The sequence below is a fragment of the Thermococcus fumicolans genome, from assembly GCF_055386755.1.
In genome coordinates, this window is the sequence record NZ_AP042424.1 from 297,801 (window position 1) to 311,333 (window position 13,533).

Consider the following 13,533-nt stretch of genomic DNA (forward strand, 5'->3'; position numbering starts at 1 on the left):
GAAAATCCTCAACTGGGTGAAGGGGAATGCAAGAAACGCCGAGAGGAAAGAAGGGGAAACGGAACTCACTCCACGGTCTTTGAGTTCCATTCCTCGATGAGCTCCTTGGCAGAGTTGGCCGCTATCGCTCCCTGGCCTACTGCCACAGCTATCTGCTTGAAGACGTTGGTTATGTCTCCTGCCGCGAAGATTCCCGGAACCTTTGTGCGCATGTGCATGTCGACCGGGATATAGCCGTACTCGTCGGTTATGCCGAGGTGCTTGACGAAATCAGTTTTTGGCTCGTATCCGATGAAGATGAAGACTCCATCCACCTTCATCTCGGTCTCCTCTCCAGTAATGCGGTTCTTCAGCTTTACAGCCTCGACCTTGTCCTTCCCTATTATCTCGGTCACGACGGTGTTGAGTATCGTTGGAATACCGCTCTCTTTGAAGCGGTCCTGCAGTATCTTGTCGGCCCTGAACTTGTCCCTTCTGTGGACTAGCGTTACGTCAACGCCTATGCTTTTCAGGTATAACGCCTCCTGCAAAGCCGTGTTTCCTCCCCCAACCACTATGACCTTCTTGCCCTTGAAGAGCGGGCCGTCGCAGGTGGCGCAGTAGGAGACGCCCTTTCCGGTCAGCTCTTCCTCTCCCGGAACCTTGAGCTTTCTGGGTGCCGCTCCAACTGCTATGATTATCGTCTTCGCCTTGTACTCCTTGCCGTTCTTGGTCTTGACCGCGAACTTGCACGGGCCCTCGTAGTAGGCGCACTCCGCCGGATCGATCCTCTCGACCTCGTCGAAGACGACGTCGACGCCGAGGTTCTTGACCTGCTCGTGCATCCTGTTGGTGAGCTCTGAACCGCTGATCTGCAGGAATCCTGGGTAGTTCTCTATGAGATCAGTTAACGCCATGTTTCCGCCCAAGTCTTTGCTTATGATCAGCGTTTCGAGACCGAAGCGTGCCGCGTATATCGCCGCCGTGAAGCCGGCCGGGCCTGCTCCTATGATGAGAACGTCCCAGGTCTTGTTCTCGTACTCCCCACCGCGTGAAAAGCCACCGAGGCTGAACATTTCTCCCACCTCCGGGCTTTCCTAACGTGGACTATTTAAAAGCATTATTGCCCGGAGTTGGGTAGCCCAAAGAAAAAAGTCAGACGAGTTTGAGTGAACCGTCGAGGGTCAGGTGCAGGGTGTAGCCCAGGAACGACACGAGGCCGAGGTAGAGGCTCTCCCCCACCTTCATCCCCAGCCCAAAGGCCCCCAGCAGGTAGGCTAGGAAGCCGTACAGGGCGGCGAAGAGGAGGGAGTGGACAACCCCCCTGTGCCTGGGCATGATCCACGTGAAGCCGAACCAGCCGATCACCGCGCCCACAACTCCTACAACCCAAGCGGCCGTCTGGTTGAGCCATTCCTCCGTGAAGCTGAACCAGTGGAGGGCCTGGAGGTAAACGGCGCTCCCGGTTGCAACCGCCACTATGGGTTTCGTTCCTCTGTGGAGCAGCGCGTTCGGGTGGTCCATGTCCGGCAGGTCCGCCCCGAGCACGTAGAGTGCGTAACCGAGGATGAGGGCAATCGAAGTGAACTCAAAGGGGATACCTGCGTACTCCTTGAGTATCCCTGCGAGGGCCACGGCGAGCGGATATGTAACTATCCCTGAGAGCACGTGGGTGTCGTAGTTCGGCAAGGCATCACTCCCCCTTCTCCTCGAGGAACTTCCTGACGTAGTGCGGGACCTTGTAGTTCCCTCCTGGATCCCCAACGAGGAAGCCTATGGTCACGAGCCTGTTCAGGGCCTCGTACACCTGGTTGGCAGGCTTCTTCAGCTCCTTCGCGACGCTTATGTAGCTAACCGGTCCGCCGTTGAACTTCTCCACTATGGCCTCAACCAGCTCGCGGTAGTCCTTCGGAACCCTCCTGATGTACTCCTCGAGGCTCTTGGGCTCCTCCAGAATGGTCGTCACGACCAGCTCGTCTATGGGGTCGAAGGCTCTCTTTGCGGCTTCGCTGAGCACGTAGTGGAGCAACCTTAGGATCTGCCTCGGATTGCCTTTGGCGAGGTCGTGGATAAGTCTTATCGCTTCGTCCGTGAAGGGGTATATCGGATCGTCGGTGTCCCTCACCCTGACGCGGTTGAGCCTCTTCTTCACGAGCTCGAAGGTCTCCTCGACGCTCATCGGCCTCAGCTTGAACTCGTAGTGGAGGCGCATGAAGAAGGCCGGGAAAATCTTGGTGTATTCCTCGTAGGCCTCGGGGATGCATGCGAACGCAACTATGCACCCTGGGGGCATCGTGCTTATAACGTGCCTGAGCATCTCGAAGAACTGTATCTTCTCCTGCTCTCTAGCTCCCTGCATGTTCTCGAGCTCATCCAGAAGAAGGGCCGAGTAGGGGTACTTCCTGAGCTGCTCAACGAGGAGCTCCGCTATGTCCCTGCTCTTGTACTCCTTAGTGTCGCTGAGCATTTTCTCCAGCCTGTCTATGAAGCCCAGCTTCCTGCTGAGGTTTTCGAGGAATATGTTCGTCCTGCTCCTCGGCGGCTTTAGGGCGTAGAAGATGTCGCGCGTGAGCTTGAGGATGTCGTTTGTGTCGACCTTGACGTATATCGCCTTCCCGCCCTCACGCTCTATTGCCTTGGCGATGCTCTTCAGCCTCTGGGTCTTCCCCATCCCCAGCGGCCCGACGACGCTCATGGCTATCGAGCTCTTGTTCCCTATCACCTCGGAGATTATCATGGAGAGCCTCATGTCGACCTCTTGATAAACGTGAATCGCTTCGACGTCCTCTATCCCTTCACTCGCGAGCTGTTCGAAGGGGTTCCTTGAGAGGCCGTAGATCTCGTACGTTTGAACGGGATAAACTTTAAGTTCCTCGCTCTCCATTTAAACCACCCGGGTTAATTTGTCGGTTGGGATATAAAAGTTTGTCCACTGGTGAGCCGAGATGGTGGTTCTTATCGTAACCTGTCCCCCCGGGAGGGAGGGGGATGCGATACTCGAACTGGAATGGGCCCTTGGCAAAGTTCGGGTCAGGGGAACGGACTGGAGGGGGGTTTTAGTGGCCGAGACGCCGCTGGGCAGGGATGAGACAGTGGAAAAGCTTCTCTCCTTCGAAACTCAGGCACTCCAGAGGGTGACGCCGCTTGACTGTATCCTTCCTGCTAGGCTTGAGGAGATCGAGGAGAAGGCCGTCGAGCTGATGGAAGGAAAAACCGGGACCTTCGCCGTAAGGGCGAAGGTGAGGGGGAACAGGAAGCTCGGTGAAAAGGAGATAGAGAGGGCAGTGGGTTCCAGGATAGTGGGGGAGTACGGTTTGAAAGTGAACCTCTCCAGCCCGGACTGGGTGGTGGTTGTTGAGGTTATTGGGAAGAGGGCCGGAATAGGGGTTCTGAGGAGGGATGAGGTCTTGAAGTTCGAGGTTGAGGATTGAGGCGACTCCATTAGGATTTCACTTTTTGGATTCTTAATCTCTGGAATTTGTTAGGCCCATCCGTTAAATGTCTCCTTAATCCCTCTGATCCTCACTTTGGCTTCCTCGTATTCTTCCTCGTTCAAAATTCCGGCGAGGCGTCTTAAGGCGTAGGTATTGCCTTCCCTTTCTCTCAAAAGCTCCTTGAGAAGCTCGCTGAAAGTTTTTTCTCTTTAATACGCTGGAGCTCTTTGTAAACGTCGTTCGAAATCGTTATAGTCTTGGCCATCTCTCATCAGTGCATTGCGTGCACGCCTCATAATTTAAGCGTTGTCTCTTATCTTGAAAATCTCTTTAAGAGGCATTAACTGAGTGGTATGTGATGGGCATGGAGAGAATCGAGATCGACCCAAAAAAGATGGGAGGAAAACCAGTCATTAAAGGCACGAGGATACCAGTTCACTTCATACTGGAGCTCTTGGCCAACGGGTGGAGCCTCGAAGATATCCTGGAAAACTATCCTCAGCTAACGAGGGAGGATTTGGAAGCCCTTCTGAAAAGTTAAAGAGAGAAATCACAGATACCTCTCCTTCACCCACCTTACGAAGTAGTCCGGGTTCAGCTCCTCGCCGATGGCCTTCTTGAGGAGCTCCTTCGGCGGGTAGATGCTTCCCCAGCGGTGTATCTTCTCCTTCAGCCAGGCCTTTATAGGTTCGAACTCTGCCTTGGCTATCTTCTCCTCGAAGTCCGGGATGTCGCGCTTGATGTGGTAGTAGTACTGGGCCGCGAGGAGCGTTCCTATGCTGTATGTCGGGAAGTAGCCTATCGTTCCGTGCGCCCAGTGGATGTCCTGAAGGATGCCCTCCGAGTAAGTCTTCGGCCTTATGCCCAAGAGCCTCTCCATCTCCTCGTTCCAGAGCTCCGGCAAGTCCTTGGCCTTGACGCCCTCGTTGAGCATCATCCTCTCGAGCTTGAAACGGAGCAGTATGTGGAAGTTGTAGGTGACGACATCGGCCTCGGTCCTTATGAAGTCCGGGCGGACCATGTTGAAGTAGAGGTAGACGTCCTCCGGGGTGTAGTTGGCCATGAACGGGAGGTTCTCCTTGAGGACAGGATAGATTAGCCCGGCGAACTCTCTGCTCCTTCCTATGATGTTCTCCCAGAACCTGCTCTGGCTCTCGTGGATTCCAAGGCTTACTCCACCGGCTATCGGGCTGAACATGAACCTCTCGTCCTGCTGGAGCTCGTAGAGGGCATGTCCAAACTCGTGGACAGTGCTTAGAATCGTCCTCCTGAAGTCGTAGCCTTCATAGCGGGTCGTTATCCTGACGTCCCTTATCCCGAACTCGGTGGTGAAGGGATGGGCCGAGACGTCCAGGCGGGAGCGGACTCCGAGCGGAAAGCCGAACTTCTCAAGGATCCAGAGGTTAACGCGCTCCATCTGGGCCTGTTCATACTTCTCCTTCTCAAGCGGGTGCTCCCTCGGAACCTTGCCCTCCTCCATTATCTTCTCGACGAGGGGCTTGAGTTCCTTCTCGAGCTTGTCGAACATCCTCGTTACGTCCCTGGTGGTGGTCCCCTCCTCGAACATGTCGAGCAAAGCGTCGTAGGGCTCCTCCTCATAGCCGAGGTAGTCGGCGGCGCGCTTCGCTAAATCGATGATCTTGTCGAGCCAGGGCTCGAACTTGGAGTAATCATTGCTCCTCTTCGCTTCCTCCCACGCCTTCGTGGCCTGGCTCGTTACCTCGCTGACCTCCCTGAGGAACTCCGGTGGGAACGAGCGGCTTATCCTTATAGAGCGGTCGAGGACCCTAACTACGCCCCTCTCGTACTCGTTGAGCTCTAATCCCTTGGCCTTCTCCACGAGCTCGACAAAGTCAGGCTTGAGCAGGAACTCCTGACTGAGAACGCTTAACTCGCCCTGGGCAACGGAGCGCTCAAGGATTCCCTCTCTCGGCATGTTGACCTCCATGTCCCAGCCGAGGACGCTCTGGGCGTGGCCGATAGCCCATATCCTCCTGTACCTTGACAGGATCTCCTTTATAGTCTCGTTCTGGAAGACGCTCTCCATACCTACCCCTCCGTTGACTTCTGAAAAATTTTCAGCGGATTGCTTTTAACCTTTTCGATGAAGATCTGAACGGTGAGAGTAGGAACCAAATTACTACCACCGGAAACGGCTTAAAGGCGGCGGCCTACCACGTGAAAAGGGGACGGTGATGGTAATGGGGTTCGACTTGGTGGTGCTCGGTCACGTCTCAATAGACCACATACGCATACCCGGAAAGCCGGAGGTGCTCCTGCCTGGAGGGGCAGCGGCCGCGGTAGCCACTTCGGCGGCGTTGGCCGGCGCTAGAGTAGGGCTGGTCACCAAGGTCGGCGAGGACTTTCCGAGGAAGTGGCTCGAAAAGCTGGCCTCGATCCTCGATATTAGGGGCGTTCAAATCCTCCCCGGGAAGACGATACACATCTACATGATCTACCACGAGGACGGGAGTGTTGATGCCCCGGTTGACATGGGCGTCGCCCAGAGGATGGGCGAGACCCCGATTCCCGAGGAGTACCTGGACTCAAGCGTGTTCCACATAGCCCCTATCCCGCCGGAGGAGCAGCTGAAGGCCCTTAAAAGGCTCGAGGGGAAGAGGATAAGCCTCGACTTCAACCCGACTTATATGGAGGACTACAGAACCAGGAAAGACCTGATGAGGGAGATAGTTTCCCGCGTTGACGTGCTCTTCCCAAACGAGAGGGAAGCGTTGACCATAACGGAGGCCGGAACCGTCAGGGAGGCGGCTGAGGTTCTCCACGAATGGGGGGCGAAGCTGGTTGTGATAACGCGCGGCGAGAGGGGCGTTCTGCTCTACGATGGTGAGTTCAGGGAGTTTCCGGCGTTTCCGGTAGGCGAGGAAGAGATAGTTGACCCAACCGGGGCCGGTGATGCCTTCGCCGGCGGCTTCCTCGCCGGCTACTCGCAGGGAAAACCGGTGGAGGAGTGCGTAAGGCTCGGCCTCGAGAGGGCCAGGGAAGTGCTGAAAAAAGAGGGGAGCTGGAGCGTTTAACCCTCCCCGGCGAGCTTCGTGAAGGCGTACAGGGCCAGCACTATGCCAACTGCGACCGCAGTTATCTCGAGCCTTGGAAGAACCGGGGCTATGGCCCTCATCATCATGTACGTGGGTATACTCAGAGACGCCGAGAGGACCATGACGGCGTAGTGCTCCAGCGGTGCCCTTTCCCTGTCCATCTGCCCAAGTTCCACCGCCAGGAGGGCCAGAATGACGACGCTGAGTCCGTAAACACCCCCGACGTTTTTGTAGATTAGGAGCGCCCCGACCCCAATGAGGTACAGCATCCCGAAGAAGTGCCAGTGGATCCCTATGAACGCTAGTGGGAGGAGGAGAAGGCTCCAGCTGCTGACCGCGTAGAGCATGTAGACCGCTGGGATCAGGGGGATGGTGGAATAGAAGCGCCTCTTCGGCCTCCTCATATCCTGATCACCTCGCCTATCGCCGCTTTGAGGGGCTTCCTGACGTCCCAGTCGATTATTATCCCGTGGGCAGCCAGCTTCCTCAGGTGGGCCTTCCTCTTGAGGTCGAGGAGCTTGAGGGCGAGCTCCTCCTCCCTGCTCTTGGGCTCGAAGGTGCTGTATGGATTGGGCGACACCACGACGACGCGGTAGCCGTAGGCGGCCATCGTTCTCAGGGCCTCCTGGCTCTCCTCGGTCGAGAGCGTTGAGAAGTACACAAGCTGTGCCCTCGGCGGGAAGCGGGAGCGTATGAGGTGCTCCACCTGGTAGGCTATCATGTTGTTCCTGTCCGGCCTCGCCGTGCTGAGGAAGTCTATGCACTTGAAGAAGTGCCTCTTGCCGTAGTCGATCCTGACCCACAGCGGGACTGCTTCCGCCAGGAGGAGGCCGAAGCTGGTTCCGTTGTTGAGGGCGTTGAGCATGAGGGATGCCGCCCCCCTGATGAGGTAGTCGAAAACGTCCTCGCCTTTGTATGAGGCATCGACTATGAATATGACGTCCACCTTCCTCTCGCTCTCGTACTCGTTGGACATTATCTTCCCGGTTCTTGCGGTGGCCTTCCAGTTGATTATCTTGAGCGGGTCGCCGGGCTGGTACTCCCTGATGGCGTGGAATTCCACCCCTTCCCCCACCCTCGGGGAAGGCAGGGGTCCGGTGGTTATCTTGGTTCCCTTCGTCGAGTAGGGGGTGGGGACGTCCTCTATGATTGGCATCCCTATCAGCTCGGTGTAGTGCTCCATGAATCGGTCGAACTTGAAGAAGCCGAAGGGATCGCGGTAGCTGACCCATACGCCGTTGAACTCGTGGATCCCCCTCTTCACGCGCACCAGGTACCTTATCTCCTTCTCCTCCCCTCTCCCCAGGGAGAGCACGTACTCTTTGCTTCCTCTCAGAAGCTCCAGGCCCTCCGGGAGATCCTCGATGACCTTGAGGCTCGGTATCCTGACGTTGGACTTTATCTTCAGGACTATCTCAACGGTTTCTCCCTCGAGGATCCTGTTGTGGGGGATCTTTCTCGCTACCTCTATGCTTATCACGGGCCTGAAGAAGAATAGCGCCACGAAGAAGACCCAGAGGAACGGGAGGGTGAGGTAGACCAGCTCCCATCTAAGGAAGACGAAGGAGAAGACCGCTATCATCCACATGGCCAGGAGAGTTTCTGCTGCCCTCTCTGTGAGCTCGGGCCTCATCTCTTCCGCGGTCACGGTGGTCCCTCACTCAAATTTTGGAACCGGGACTCTGTCGAGGAGCTTCTTCATGATGGACTCCTGGGAGACCCTGGTGTACCAGAGCTCGCGCTTGAGGATGAGCCTGTGGCTCAGGGCCGGGACGGCAACTTTCTTAACGTCGTCGGGAATTACGTAGTCCCTCCCGTCCAAGGCCGCGTAGGCCCTGGAGAGCTTCAGGAGGGCCAGGCTGCCCCTGGGAGACGCTCCAATCTCGATGTCCTTCTTGTCCTCCCTCGTTGCAGTTACAATATCGGTTATGTACTCCAGGATGGCGTCGCTGACGTAGACGTCTTCGATGGCCCTCTGCATCTCGACGACCTCCTCGGGGGTGGTTACGGGCCTTATGTCGACCTCCTCCTTCTTCCTCGCCATTCTCCTGCGGAGTATCTCCACCTCCTCATCCTTCAGCGGGTAACCCACCCTGAGGCGAACAAGGAAGCGGTCGAGCTGGGCCTCGGGGAGGGGGTAGGTCCCCTCCTGCTCTATCGGGTTCTGGGTGGCTATGACGATGAAGGGCTTCGGCAGGACGTAGGTGTTGCCCTCAACCGTCACCTGCCTCTCCTGCATGGCCTCGAGCAGAGCCGACTGGGTCTTCGGCGGGGCGCGGTTTATCTCGTCCGCGAGGAGGACGTTTGTGAAGACAGGCCCCTTCCTGAACTCGAACTCCAGGGTTTTCTGGTTGAATACGGAAACGCCTAGGATATCGCTGGGGAGCAGATCGGGTGTGAACTGGACGCGTGTGAACTGGACTCCTAAAGCTCTGGCGAAGCTCTTGGCCATGAGGGTCTTCGCGAGGCCCGGCAGGTCCTCGAGCAGTATGTGTCCATCCGCCAGTATGGTGGTCAGTATAAGCCTGAGTACCTCGTCCTTGCCGACTATGGCCTTTTTAACCTCTTCAAGAACCCGGTTTCCCTTTAAGCTGACTTCCTCCACCTTCATTTATCTCACCTTCCACGATCTCCAGAGCTCTTTCAAGGTTGTCGAGAAAGTCTCCCCCCTTCCTCAACTCCAAGAGAGCCTCGTTGGGCTCCGCGTGGAGCCTCTGATAGACCTCGGCGGGGTTGTCCGAGAGGGTCATGTAGATCTCGATTATGTTCTCCTCGATCAGGCTCCTCGAGACTGCCCCCTTCTGGGCCTTTTTCACCATGTTGAGGGTTCTCTCGAACTCGCTCTTCCTCTTGACCTCGTCCCTGCCCAGCCTGACCGCGTAGTGAATCTTCAGCTCGTGACCGAAGAGGTAGGCGATTGTTATGAAGGACAGCAGGAGCACCGAGAGCCAGCGCAGCGCGTATGCCCCCAGGGCTATGCCCGCTATTGCTGGGATGGTCGTCAGCGCTATGAAGGCCCTGCTAACCCTCACCGAGATCACCTCTCATCTCGTTGTAGGCTTTCAGGGCCTCCTCCGCGTCCTCCCAGGTGACCTTTTCCGGGGCGTACTTGGCCTTCTCGAAGAGCCTCGTTAGCGTCAGGAACGCCTCCCTCCTGTACTTTACGTGTTCAACGTGCTCCCAGTGGGTCCAGCTTTCCCTGTAGGGAAGTCCCAGGTATTCGAGCCAGAGGACGGCGTTTTTGTATATCCCGACTACCGCCTCGCGAGGATCCGAGAACATGTCGAGGCCGGCATCTTCGAGCTTCCTGTCGAAGGCCTCCGCCTTCTCCTTTATCTTCCTTCTCTCCCTCCTTTTCATGACGTCCCTGTAGTACCTAACTGCAAACACCGCGAGCGTGACGATGAGGGCAATAGCCGCCACGTAGCCTATCCAGGCGGTGTTGTTTATCCCTCCCCCTCCGGTTATGTTGGGACCGGTGGAGGCGTTGAACGACTGGGGTATGCCTACCTTACCTGTGCCGTTTGTGGTGTTGTTGGTTAGGTTCATGAGGGGGCGGGTAGTGGAGCCGCCCCTTATGAAGTGGATGGCCAACAGAGCTAGGAAGGCTATCAAAACACCCCGCACGATGTGGGAAAGAACGCTTTCCCTGTAGAGGTCCTTTCTCTTGAGCTTGATGTCCTCCCAGCTCAGGAAGAGCAGGATTATGACGATGATCGACATTATGACCGCGAGGGAGAGGAGGATGGACCACACCACCGGCCCGGACCTGTGGGGTTTCGACTCGCTTGATCTTATCGTGTAGTTGAAGGTAAGCGTCATCAGGGTCAAAATGATCGCCATGATTGTCAGTGTCCTTGCTCTAATGGACATTTTTATCGATTGCCGTATGCCCTGCGCCTTAAAAAATTTTACTGTGGAGTAAATGAAAACCGGCAACGTTAAAACCTCAAAAGGGGATCTCGGGCTGGTGATGGTCATGGAGAGAATCCCCAGGCTTTACGTTGAATCCCGGCCCGAGGACTGTCTGAAAGATTCAACCGCCGTGGAAGATTGCGTTGTCATCCAGGACAACGTTGAGGTGTGGCTTGGGAAGGGGGAGAGGCTCCCGGAGTTCGTGAGCCCTTATAAGGCCACCTTCCTGAGAAAGGAGGTCTACGACCGCTTTTACCTCTACGTTGACAGGATGGAAGGGAAAATGCTTGCGGACGCCGTCCTGGTCCTCCCGGATCGCAGAACTAGGATATACCTGCGGAAAGGGGATCGGCTTCTTCTCCTCCCAGTTGAGGGGTTCACGAAGACGCTGATAGCGAACGTCGGCAACAGGGTCAGGACGGGGGATGCTTTCGCGGCGGTGACGACAAGAAAGGGGGAAGTGCACTACCTCAAACCCCCGAAGACGGGAACGGTTGTGTTCATCGACGAGATAACGAACCGGCCGCACTACGTCTACTACCTCCTCCCTGAGGAGTGAGGTTTTTTCTTTTTGCCGTTTCGCCGAAAGACACCAAAAGCGTTATAAGGGCGCCCGTCTAGGTGGCATGAAAGCAATTTTGGAGCTGAAGGAAATGAAAGTTGAAGTTGGAGATTTTGTTCTGTTCAACTACACCGGCAGATACGAGAACGGTGAGGTCTTTGACACCTCCTACGAGGACGTCGCCAGGGAGAACGACATTTTCGTTGAGGAGCGCGAGTACGCCCCCATCGGGGTCACTATCGGCGAGGGCGAGATAATACCCGGAATCGAGGAGGCCCTCATCGGGATGGAGGTCGGCGAGAAAAAGACCGTCACAGTTCCACCGGAGAAAGGATATGGCCTTCCCAAGGATGAGCTCATAATTCCAGTTCCGCTCGAGCAGTTCACTTCCGCGGGCCTTGAGCCGGTGGAGGGGATGTACGTCATGACCGATTCGGGGATAGCTAAGATAGTGTCCGTCGAAGGGGACACCGTTACCCTCGACTTCAACCATCCCCTCGCCGGAAAGACGGCCGTCTTCGAGATAGAGGTCGTGGAGATTAAAAAGAGGGCCGAAGGGGCCTGATCCCTTTTCTTTAGAACCCTATGCTGACGACCTTCATACCCTGGAAGACCGCCGCCCCCATTATCGCCAGGAGTATGCCGTACTTTATCCCAGCCGAGAACTTGCCCTCCCTGATGACCCCTATTCCCAGACCAGAGACTATGGCCTGAATGATGACGAAGCCGAACAGGATGTTGAGTACCGTAGGTATGTCCGCGGCGGCTGGTCCCGTTATCATCTGCCCCATGATCTTCCCGACGATCCCTATTATGGCAGGACCGACGAAGCCGCTCGTGATGATGAAGAACATAGCCTGCATTCCTGTTGAGGCCTTTCTCTCCTGCCTTATCCTGAGTATCTCCCTAACGTCGTTGGCGACGTACACCAGAACGTCGCTCATCGGCGCGCCCCTCTCGAGGGCCTCTATGATTATCATGAGGGAGCGGTATATGACCGGGGACTTCTTGTTCCTGATGGCCATTGCCCTGAGGGCTTCTACGGTCGAGCGGCCCCTCCTTATCTCGTTAACGACCCTCTTGAACTCGCTGGTGAGGGCCCCGAACTTTGCGGTGGTCAGGTCTTCAAGGGCTTCCGAGAAAGATATGCCCGCCCTCAGCGAGCTTGCCATGTAGAAGAAAGCATCCGGGAGGTTCTTCTCCATCTCCTCTACTTTCTTGGCGATCCTCCAGTATGGGTAGGCGAACGCCATTCCAAGGAAGACCGCAACGAGAACCGCGATCCCGTATTTGACCGGGGCCAGTATCATAGTGGCCGTTCCGAGGATCACGGCCATCAGGATCGACACCAGCAGGTACTCTATCGCCAGGAACTCTATTCCGGCGGAGTATATGAATATCTCGTACCTTTTGAGCCACTTCTCTGGGATAACTCTCTCGAGGGCCCTCGTCAGCAGGAGGCCCAACCTCTGAGACCTCTGTTTCTGCGCCATTACAGTTCCCCCCTCACCTCGGCTCACCGCGCTTGATCATCGTGACTATTATCAGGGACAGCATCGGGAACGCGAACAGGAGTATCACGGCCAATGCTCCAGGAGGCATCGCCAGTCCCCCGCCTCCACCTGCGGCGCTGAAGGATGAACCCGCTAGGATGGCCACGATGAACATGGTCGGCATGACTATGGTCATGAACATGTAGACGAAGGCTATACCGTTGACCTTCTGGACGTACTCCACCAGCTTCATCCTGTACTCGAAGGCGAAATCCTCCGCCATCTTGTAGAGGATCTCCGCCAGGTTTCCACCGAACTTTATCGCCCTCAGTATCTGCTTCACCACCCTGCTGACGCTCTCCGAGGCCATCCTCTCCTCAAACTTCTCAAGGGCCTCCTCAAAAGAGGAACCCGTTCTCATGTCCCTCACTATGAGCTCGAACTCCTCCGAGGCAACCCCGTAATCCGCTTTTGACACGGAGACGAGGGCTTCCGCGATACCGACTCCAGCACTGAGGAGGGAAGCTATGTGGCGCAGGACGTACGGGAGGGCCTTCTCCACCTCGGCCACGCGCCTCTTCCAGACTATCTTGGGGTAGTTCCTCATGTAGAGGAAGCCCCCGATGAACCCGAGGAGCCCTATCATAGTGCTGGTGAAGAGGTCCATCATCATGAGCAGGGCAAAAAGGAACCCGAATATTCCTGCGAAGGCGGCCGTTACGAGCATGAGCGCCACGTACTTCTCCTTGGTCATCCTTATGTTGGCCCTGTAGAGGTCGTAGTCGAGCCCCTTTATAGAGTACGTGAGGGATTGCACTGGGCCCTTGAACCTCGATAGAACCGCCTCAGCTAGCCTTTCCCCAAAGGATGCCTGTATCTCTTTCCTCCTCCATTCGACGATTTCATCAATCTCTTTTTCCCTTTCGCTCTCGGTGGTCTCTTCTATCTCTTTTTGAAGCTCTTTGAGGGATTTAAGCCTCTCCTGGATGGTCTTCCCCTGGGGGATCTTCCTGATGGGCCTCTCCGTGACCTCCAGGGTCGTGGCGCCGAGCCTTTCGAGAAAATTGAGGAAGGATTCCATGAGCCCCATGGTC

Annotated in this window: 17 protein-coding genes; 5 read left to right on the forward strand and 12 right to left on the reverse strand. The window is 56.2% G+C overall.

The features are described 5' to 3' along the window. Window positions 1–65 precede the first annotated feature (65 nt). From trxB to ACZ5AM_RS01585, 3 genes are all read right to left on the reverse strand, one after another. Entirely contained in the window at window positions 66–1,055 is a 990-nt protein-coding gene (trxB, locus tag ACZ5AM_RS01575; protein WP_464915872.1) for a thioredoxin-disulfide reductase, read from the reverse strand. 79 nt (window positions 1,056–1,134) lie between these two features. Next, window positions 1,135–1,668: a metal-dependent hydrolase gene (locus ACZ5AM_RS01580; RefSeq protein WP_464915215.1), complete on the reverse strand. Its 534-nt coding sequence runs from the start codon at window positions 1,666–1,668 to the stop codon at window positions 1,135–1,137. 4 nt (window positions 1,669–1,672) lie between these two features. Then, window positions 1,673–2,863: a TniB family NTP-binding protein gene (locus ACZ5AM_RS01585; RefSeq protein WP_464915216.1), complete on the reverse strand. Its 1,191-nt coding sequence runs from the start codon at window positions 2,861–2,863 to the stop codon at window positions 1,673–1,675. 61 nt (window positions 2,864–2,924) lie between these two features. On the opposite strand from ACZ5AM_RS01585, the gene ACZ5AM_RS01590 reads away from it, so the two are divergent. Next, window positions 2,925–3,410, forward strand: a complete 486-nt coding sequence (locus ACZ5AM_RS01590; RefSeq protein ID WP_464915217.1) for a THUMP domain-containing protein — start codon at window positions 2,925–2,927, stop codon at window positions 3,408–3,410. A gap of 50 nt (window positions 3,411–3,460) precedes the next feature. Here the strand turns inward: ACZ5AM_RS01590 and ACZ5AM_RS01595 are convergent, their stop codons facing one another. Beyond that, window positions 3,461–3,586 carry a hypothetical protein gene (locus ACZ5AM_RS01595; protein ID WP_464915218.1) on the reverse strand — a complete coding sequence of 42 codons (126 nt, stop codon included), beginning with the start codon at window positions 3,584–3,586 and terminating at the stop codon, window positions 3,461–3,463. 185 nt (window positions 3,587–3,771) lie between these two features. Between ACZ5AM_RS01595 and ACZ5AM_RS01600 the strand changes: the two genes are divergently transcribed. Beyond that, entirely contained in the window at window positions 3,772–3,954 is a 183-nt protein-coding gene (locus tag ACZ5AM_RS01600; RefSeq protein ID WP_464915219.1) for a DUF433 domain-containing protein, read from the forward strand. Window positions 3,955–3,963: 9 nt separating this feature from the next. Here ACZ5AM_RS01600 and ACZ5AM_RS01605 read toward each other — a convergent pair whose 3' ends face one another. Then, window positions 3,964–5,460, reverse strand: coding sequence for a carboxypeptidase M32 (locus tag ACZ5AM_RS01605; RefSeq protein ID WP_464915220.1), 1,497 nt, complete (start codon window positions 5,458–5,460; stop codon window positions 3,964–3,966). Between the two features lie 154 nt (window positions 5,461–5,614). Here ACZ5AM_RS01605 and ACZ5AM_RS01610 point away from each other — a divergent pair, with 154 nt between their 5' ends. Further along, complete coding sequence (locus ACZ5AM_RS01610) at window positions 5,615–6,448, forward strand: carbohydrate kinase family protein (RefSeq protein WP_464915873.1); 834 nt, start codon at window positions 5,615–5,617, stop codon at window positions 6,446–6,448. Here ACZ5AM_RS01610 and ACZ5AM_RS01615 read toward each other — a convergent pair. Genes ACZ5AM_RS01615 through ACZ5AM_RS01635 form a run of 5 tightly spaced genes read right to left on the reverse strand, consistent with a single transcriptional unit; the run spans window position 6,445 to window position 10,342 of the window. Next, window positions 6,445–6,873, reverse strand: a complete 429-nt coding sequence (locus ACZ5AM_RS01615; RefSeq protein WP_464915221.1) for a hypothetical protein — start codon at window positions 6,871–6,873, stop codon at window positions 6,445–6,447. The genes ACZ5AM_RS01610 and ACZ5AM_RS01615 overlap by 4 nt on opposite strands. Beyond that, complete coding sequence (locus ACZ5AM_RS01620) at window positions 6,870–8,102, reverse strand: DUF58 domain-containing protein (RefSeq protein WP_464915874.1); 1,233 nt, start codon at window positions 8,100–8,102, stop codon at window positions 6,870–6,872. Before ACZ5AM_RS01620 ends, ACZ5AM_RS01615 begins: the two co-directional genes overlap by 4 nt. Before the next feature lie 24 nt (window positions 8,103–8,126). After that, window positions 8,127–9,080, reverse strand: coding sequence for an AAA family ATPase (locus ACZ5AM_RS01625; RefSeq protein ID WP_464915222.1), 954 nt, complete (start codon window positions 9,078–9,080; stop codon window positions 8,127–8,129). Next, the gene (locus tag ACZ5AM_RS01630) at window positions 9,037–9,501 is read right to left on the reverse strand and encodes a hypothetical protein (protein WP_464915223.1); all 465 of its coding nucleotides are present in this window, start codon (window positions 9,499–9,501) and stop codon (window positions 9,037–9,039) included. Before ACZ5AM_RS01630 ends, ACZ5AM_RS01625 begins: the two co-directional genes overlap by 44 nt. Then, on the reverse strand, window positions 9,491–10,342 hold the full coding sequence (locus ACZ5AM_RS01635; RefSeq protein ID WP_464915224.1) for a DUF4129 domain-containing protein: 852 nt from the start codon (window positions 10,340–10,342) through the stop codon (window positions 9,491–9,493). Before ACZ5AM_RS01635 ends, ACZ5AM_RS01630 begins: the two co-directional genes overlap by 11 nt. A 106-nt stretch (window positions 10,343–10,448) precedes the next feature. On the opposite strand from ACZ5AM_RS01635, the gene ACZ5AM_RS01640 reads away from it, so the two are divergent. Together ACZ5AM_RS01640 and ACZ5AM_RS01645 are read left to right on the forward strand one after the other, a co-directional pair. Continuing rightward, a complete protein-coding gene (locus tag ACZ5AM_RS01640) occupies window positions 10,449–10,943 on the forward strand; it encodes a DUF2118 family protein (protein WP_464915875.1) in 495 nt (164 codons plus the stop codon). Window positions 10,944–11,037: 94 nt separating this feature from the next. Continuing rightward, the gene (locus tag ACZ5AM_RS01645; RefSeq protein ID WP_464915876.1) at window positions 11,038–11,511 is read left to right on the forward strand and encodes an FKBP-type peptidyl-prolyl cis-trans isomerase; all 474 of its coding nucleotides are present in this window, start codon (window positions 11,038–11,040) and stop codon (window positions 11,509–11,511) included. Window positions 11,512–11,521: 10 nt separating this feature from the next. On the opposite strand, the gene ACZ5AM_RS01650 is transcribed toward ACZ5AM_RS01645, so the two are convergent. Both ACZ5AM_RS01650 and ACZ5AM_RS01655 read right to left on the reverse strand, forming a co-directional pair. Next, window positions 11,522–12,439 carry a type II secretion system F family protein gene (locus ACZ5AM_RS01650; protein WP_464915225.1) on the reverse strand — a complete coding sequence of 306 codons (918 nt, stop codon included), beginning with the start codon at window positions 12,437–12,439 and terminating at the stop codon, window positions 11,522–11,524. Between the two features lie 13 nt (window positions 12,440–12,452). Further along, entirely contained in the window at window positions 12,453–13,529 is a 1,077-nt protein-coding gene (locus tag ACZ5AM_RS01655) for a type II secretion system F family protein (protein ID WP_464915226.1), read from the reverse strand. Between the last annotated feature and the right edge of the window lie 4 nt (window positions 13,530–13,533).

Excerpts from the sequence above, each read along its gene's own strand:
- ACZ5AM_RS01625 (WP_464915222.1), bottom strand. The coding sequence starts at position 9,080 with ATGAAGGTGGAGGAAGTCAGCTTAAAGGGAAACCGGGTTCTTGAAGAG.
- ACZ5AM_RS01645 (WP_464915876.1), top strand. The coding sequence starts at position 11,038 with ATGAAAGTTGAAGTTGGAGATTTTGTTCTGTTCAACTACACCGGCAGA.
- ACZ5AM_RS01590 (WP_464915217.1), top strand. The coding sequence starts at position 2,925 with ATGGTGGTTCTTATCGTAACCTGTCCCCCCGGGAGGGAGGGGGATGCG.
- ACZ5AM_RS01605 (WP_464915220.1), bottom strand. The coding sequence starts at position 5,460 with ATGGAGAGCGTCTTCCAGAACGAGACTATAAAGGAGATCCTGTCAAGG.
- ACZ5AM_RS01615 (WP_464915221.1), bottom strand. The coding sequence starts at position 6,873 with ATGAGGAGGCCGAAGAGGCGCTTCTATTCCACCATCCCCCTGATCCCA.
- ACZ5AM_RS01585 (WP_464915216.1), bottom strand. The coding sequence starts at position 2,863 with ATGGAGAGCGAGGAACTTAAAGTTTATCCCGTTCAAACGTACGAGATC.
- trxB (WP_464915872.1), bottom strand. The coding sequence starts at position 1,055 with ATGTTCAGCCTCGGTGGCTTTTCACGCGGTGGGGAGTACGAGAACAAG.
- ACZ5AM_RS01600 (WP_464915219.1), top strand. The coding sequence starts at position 3,772 with ATGGGCATGGAGAGAATCGAGATCGACCCAAAAAAGATGGGAGGAAAA.
- ACZ5AM_RS01655 (WP_464915226.1), bottom strand. The coding sequence starts at position 13,529 with ATGGGGCTCATGGAATCCTTCCTCAATTTTCTCGAAAGGCTCGGCGCC.
- ACZ5AM_RS01635 (WP_464915224.1), bottom strand. The coding sequence starts at position 10,342 with ATGTCCATTAGAGCAAGGACACTGACAATCATGGCGATCATTTTGACC.
- ACZ5AM_RS01620 (WP_464915874.1), bottom strand. The coding sequence starts at position 8,102 with ATGAGGCCCGAGCTCACAGAGAGGGCAGCAGAAACTCTCCTGGCCATG.
- ACZ5AM_RS01610 (WP_464915873.1), top strand. The coding sequence starts at position 5,615 with ATGGGGTTCGACTTGGTGGTGCTCGGTCACGTCTCAATAGACCACATA.
- ACZ5AM_RS01640 (WP_464915875.1), top strand. The coding sequence starts at position 10,449 with ATGGAGAGAATCCCCAGGCTTTACGTTGAATCCCGGCCCGAGGACTGT.
- ACZ5AM_RS01650 (WP_464915225.1), bottom strand. The coding sequence starts at position 12,439 with ATGGCGCAGAAACAGAGGTCTCAGAGGTTGGGCCTCCTGCTGACGAGG.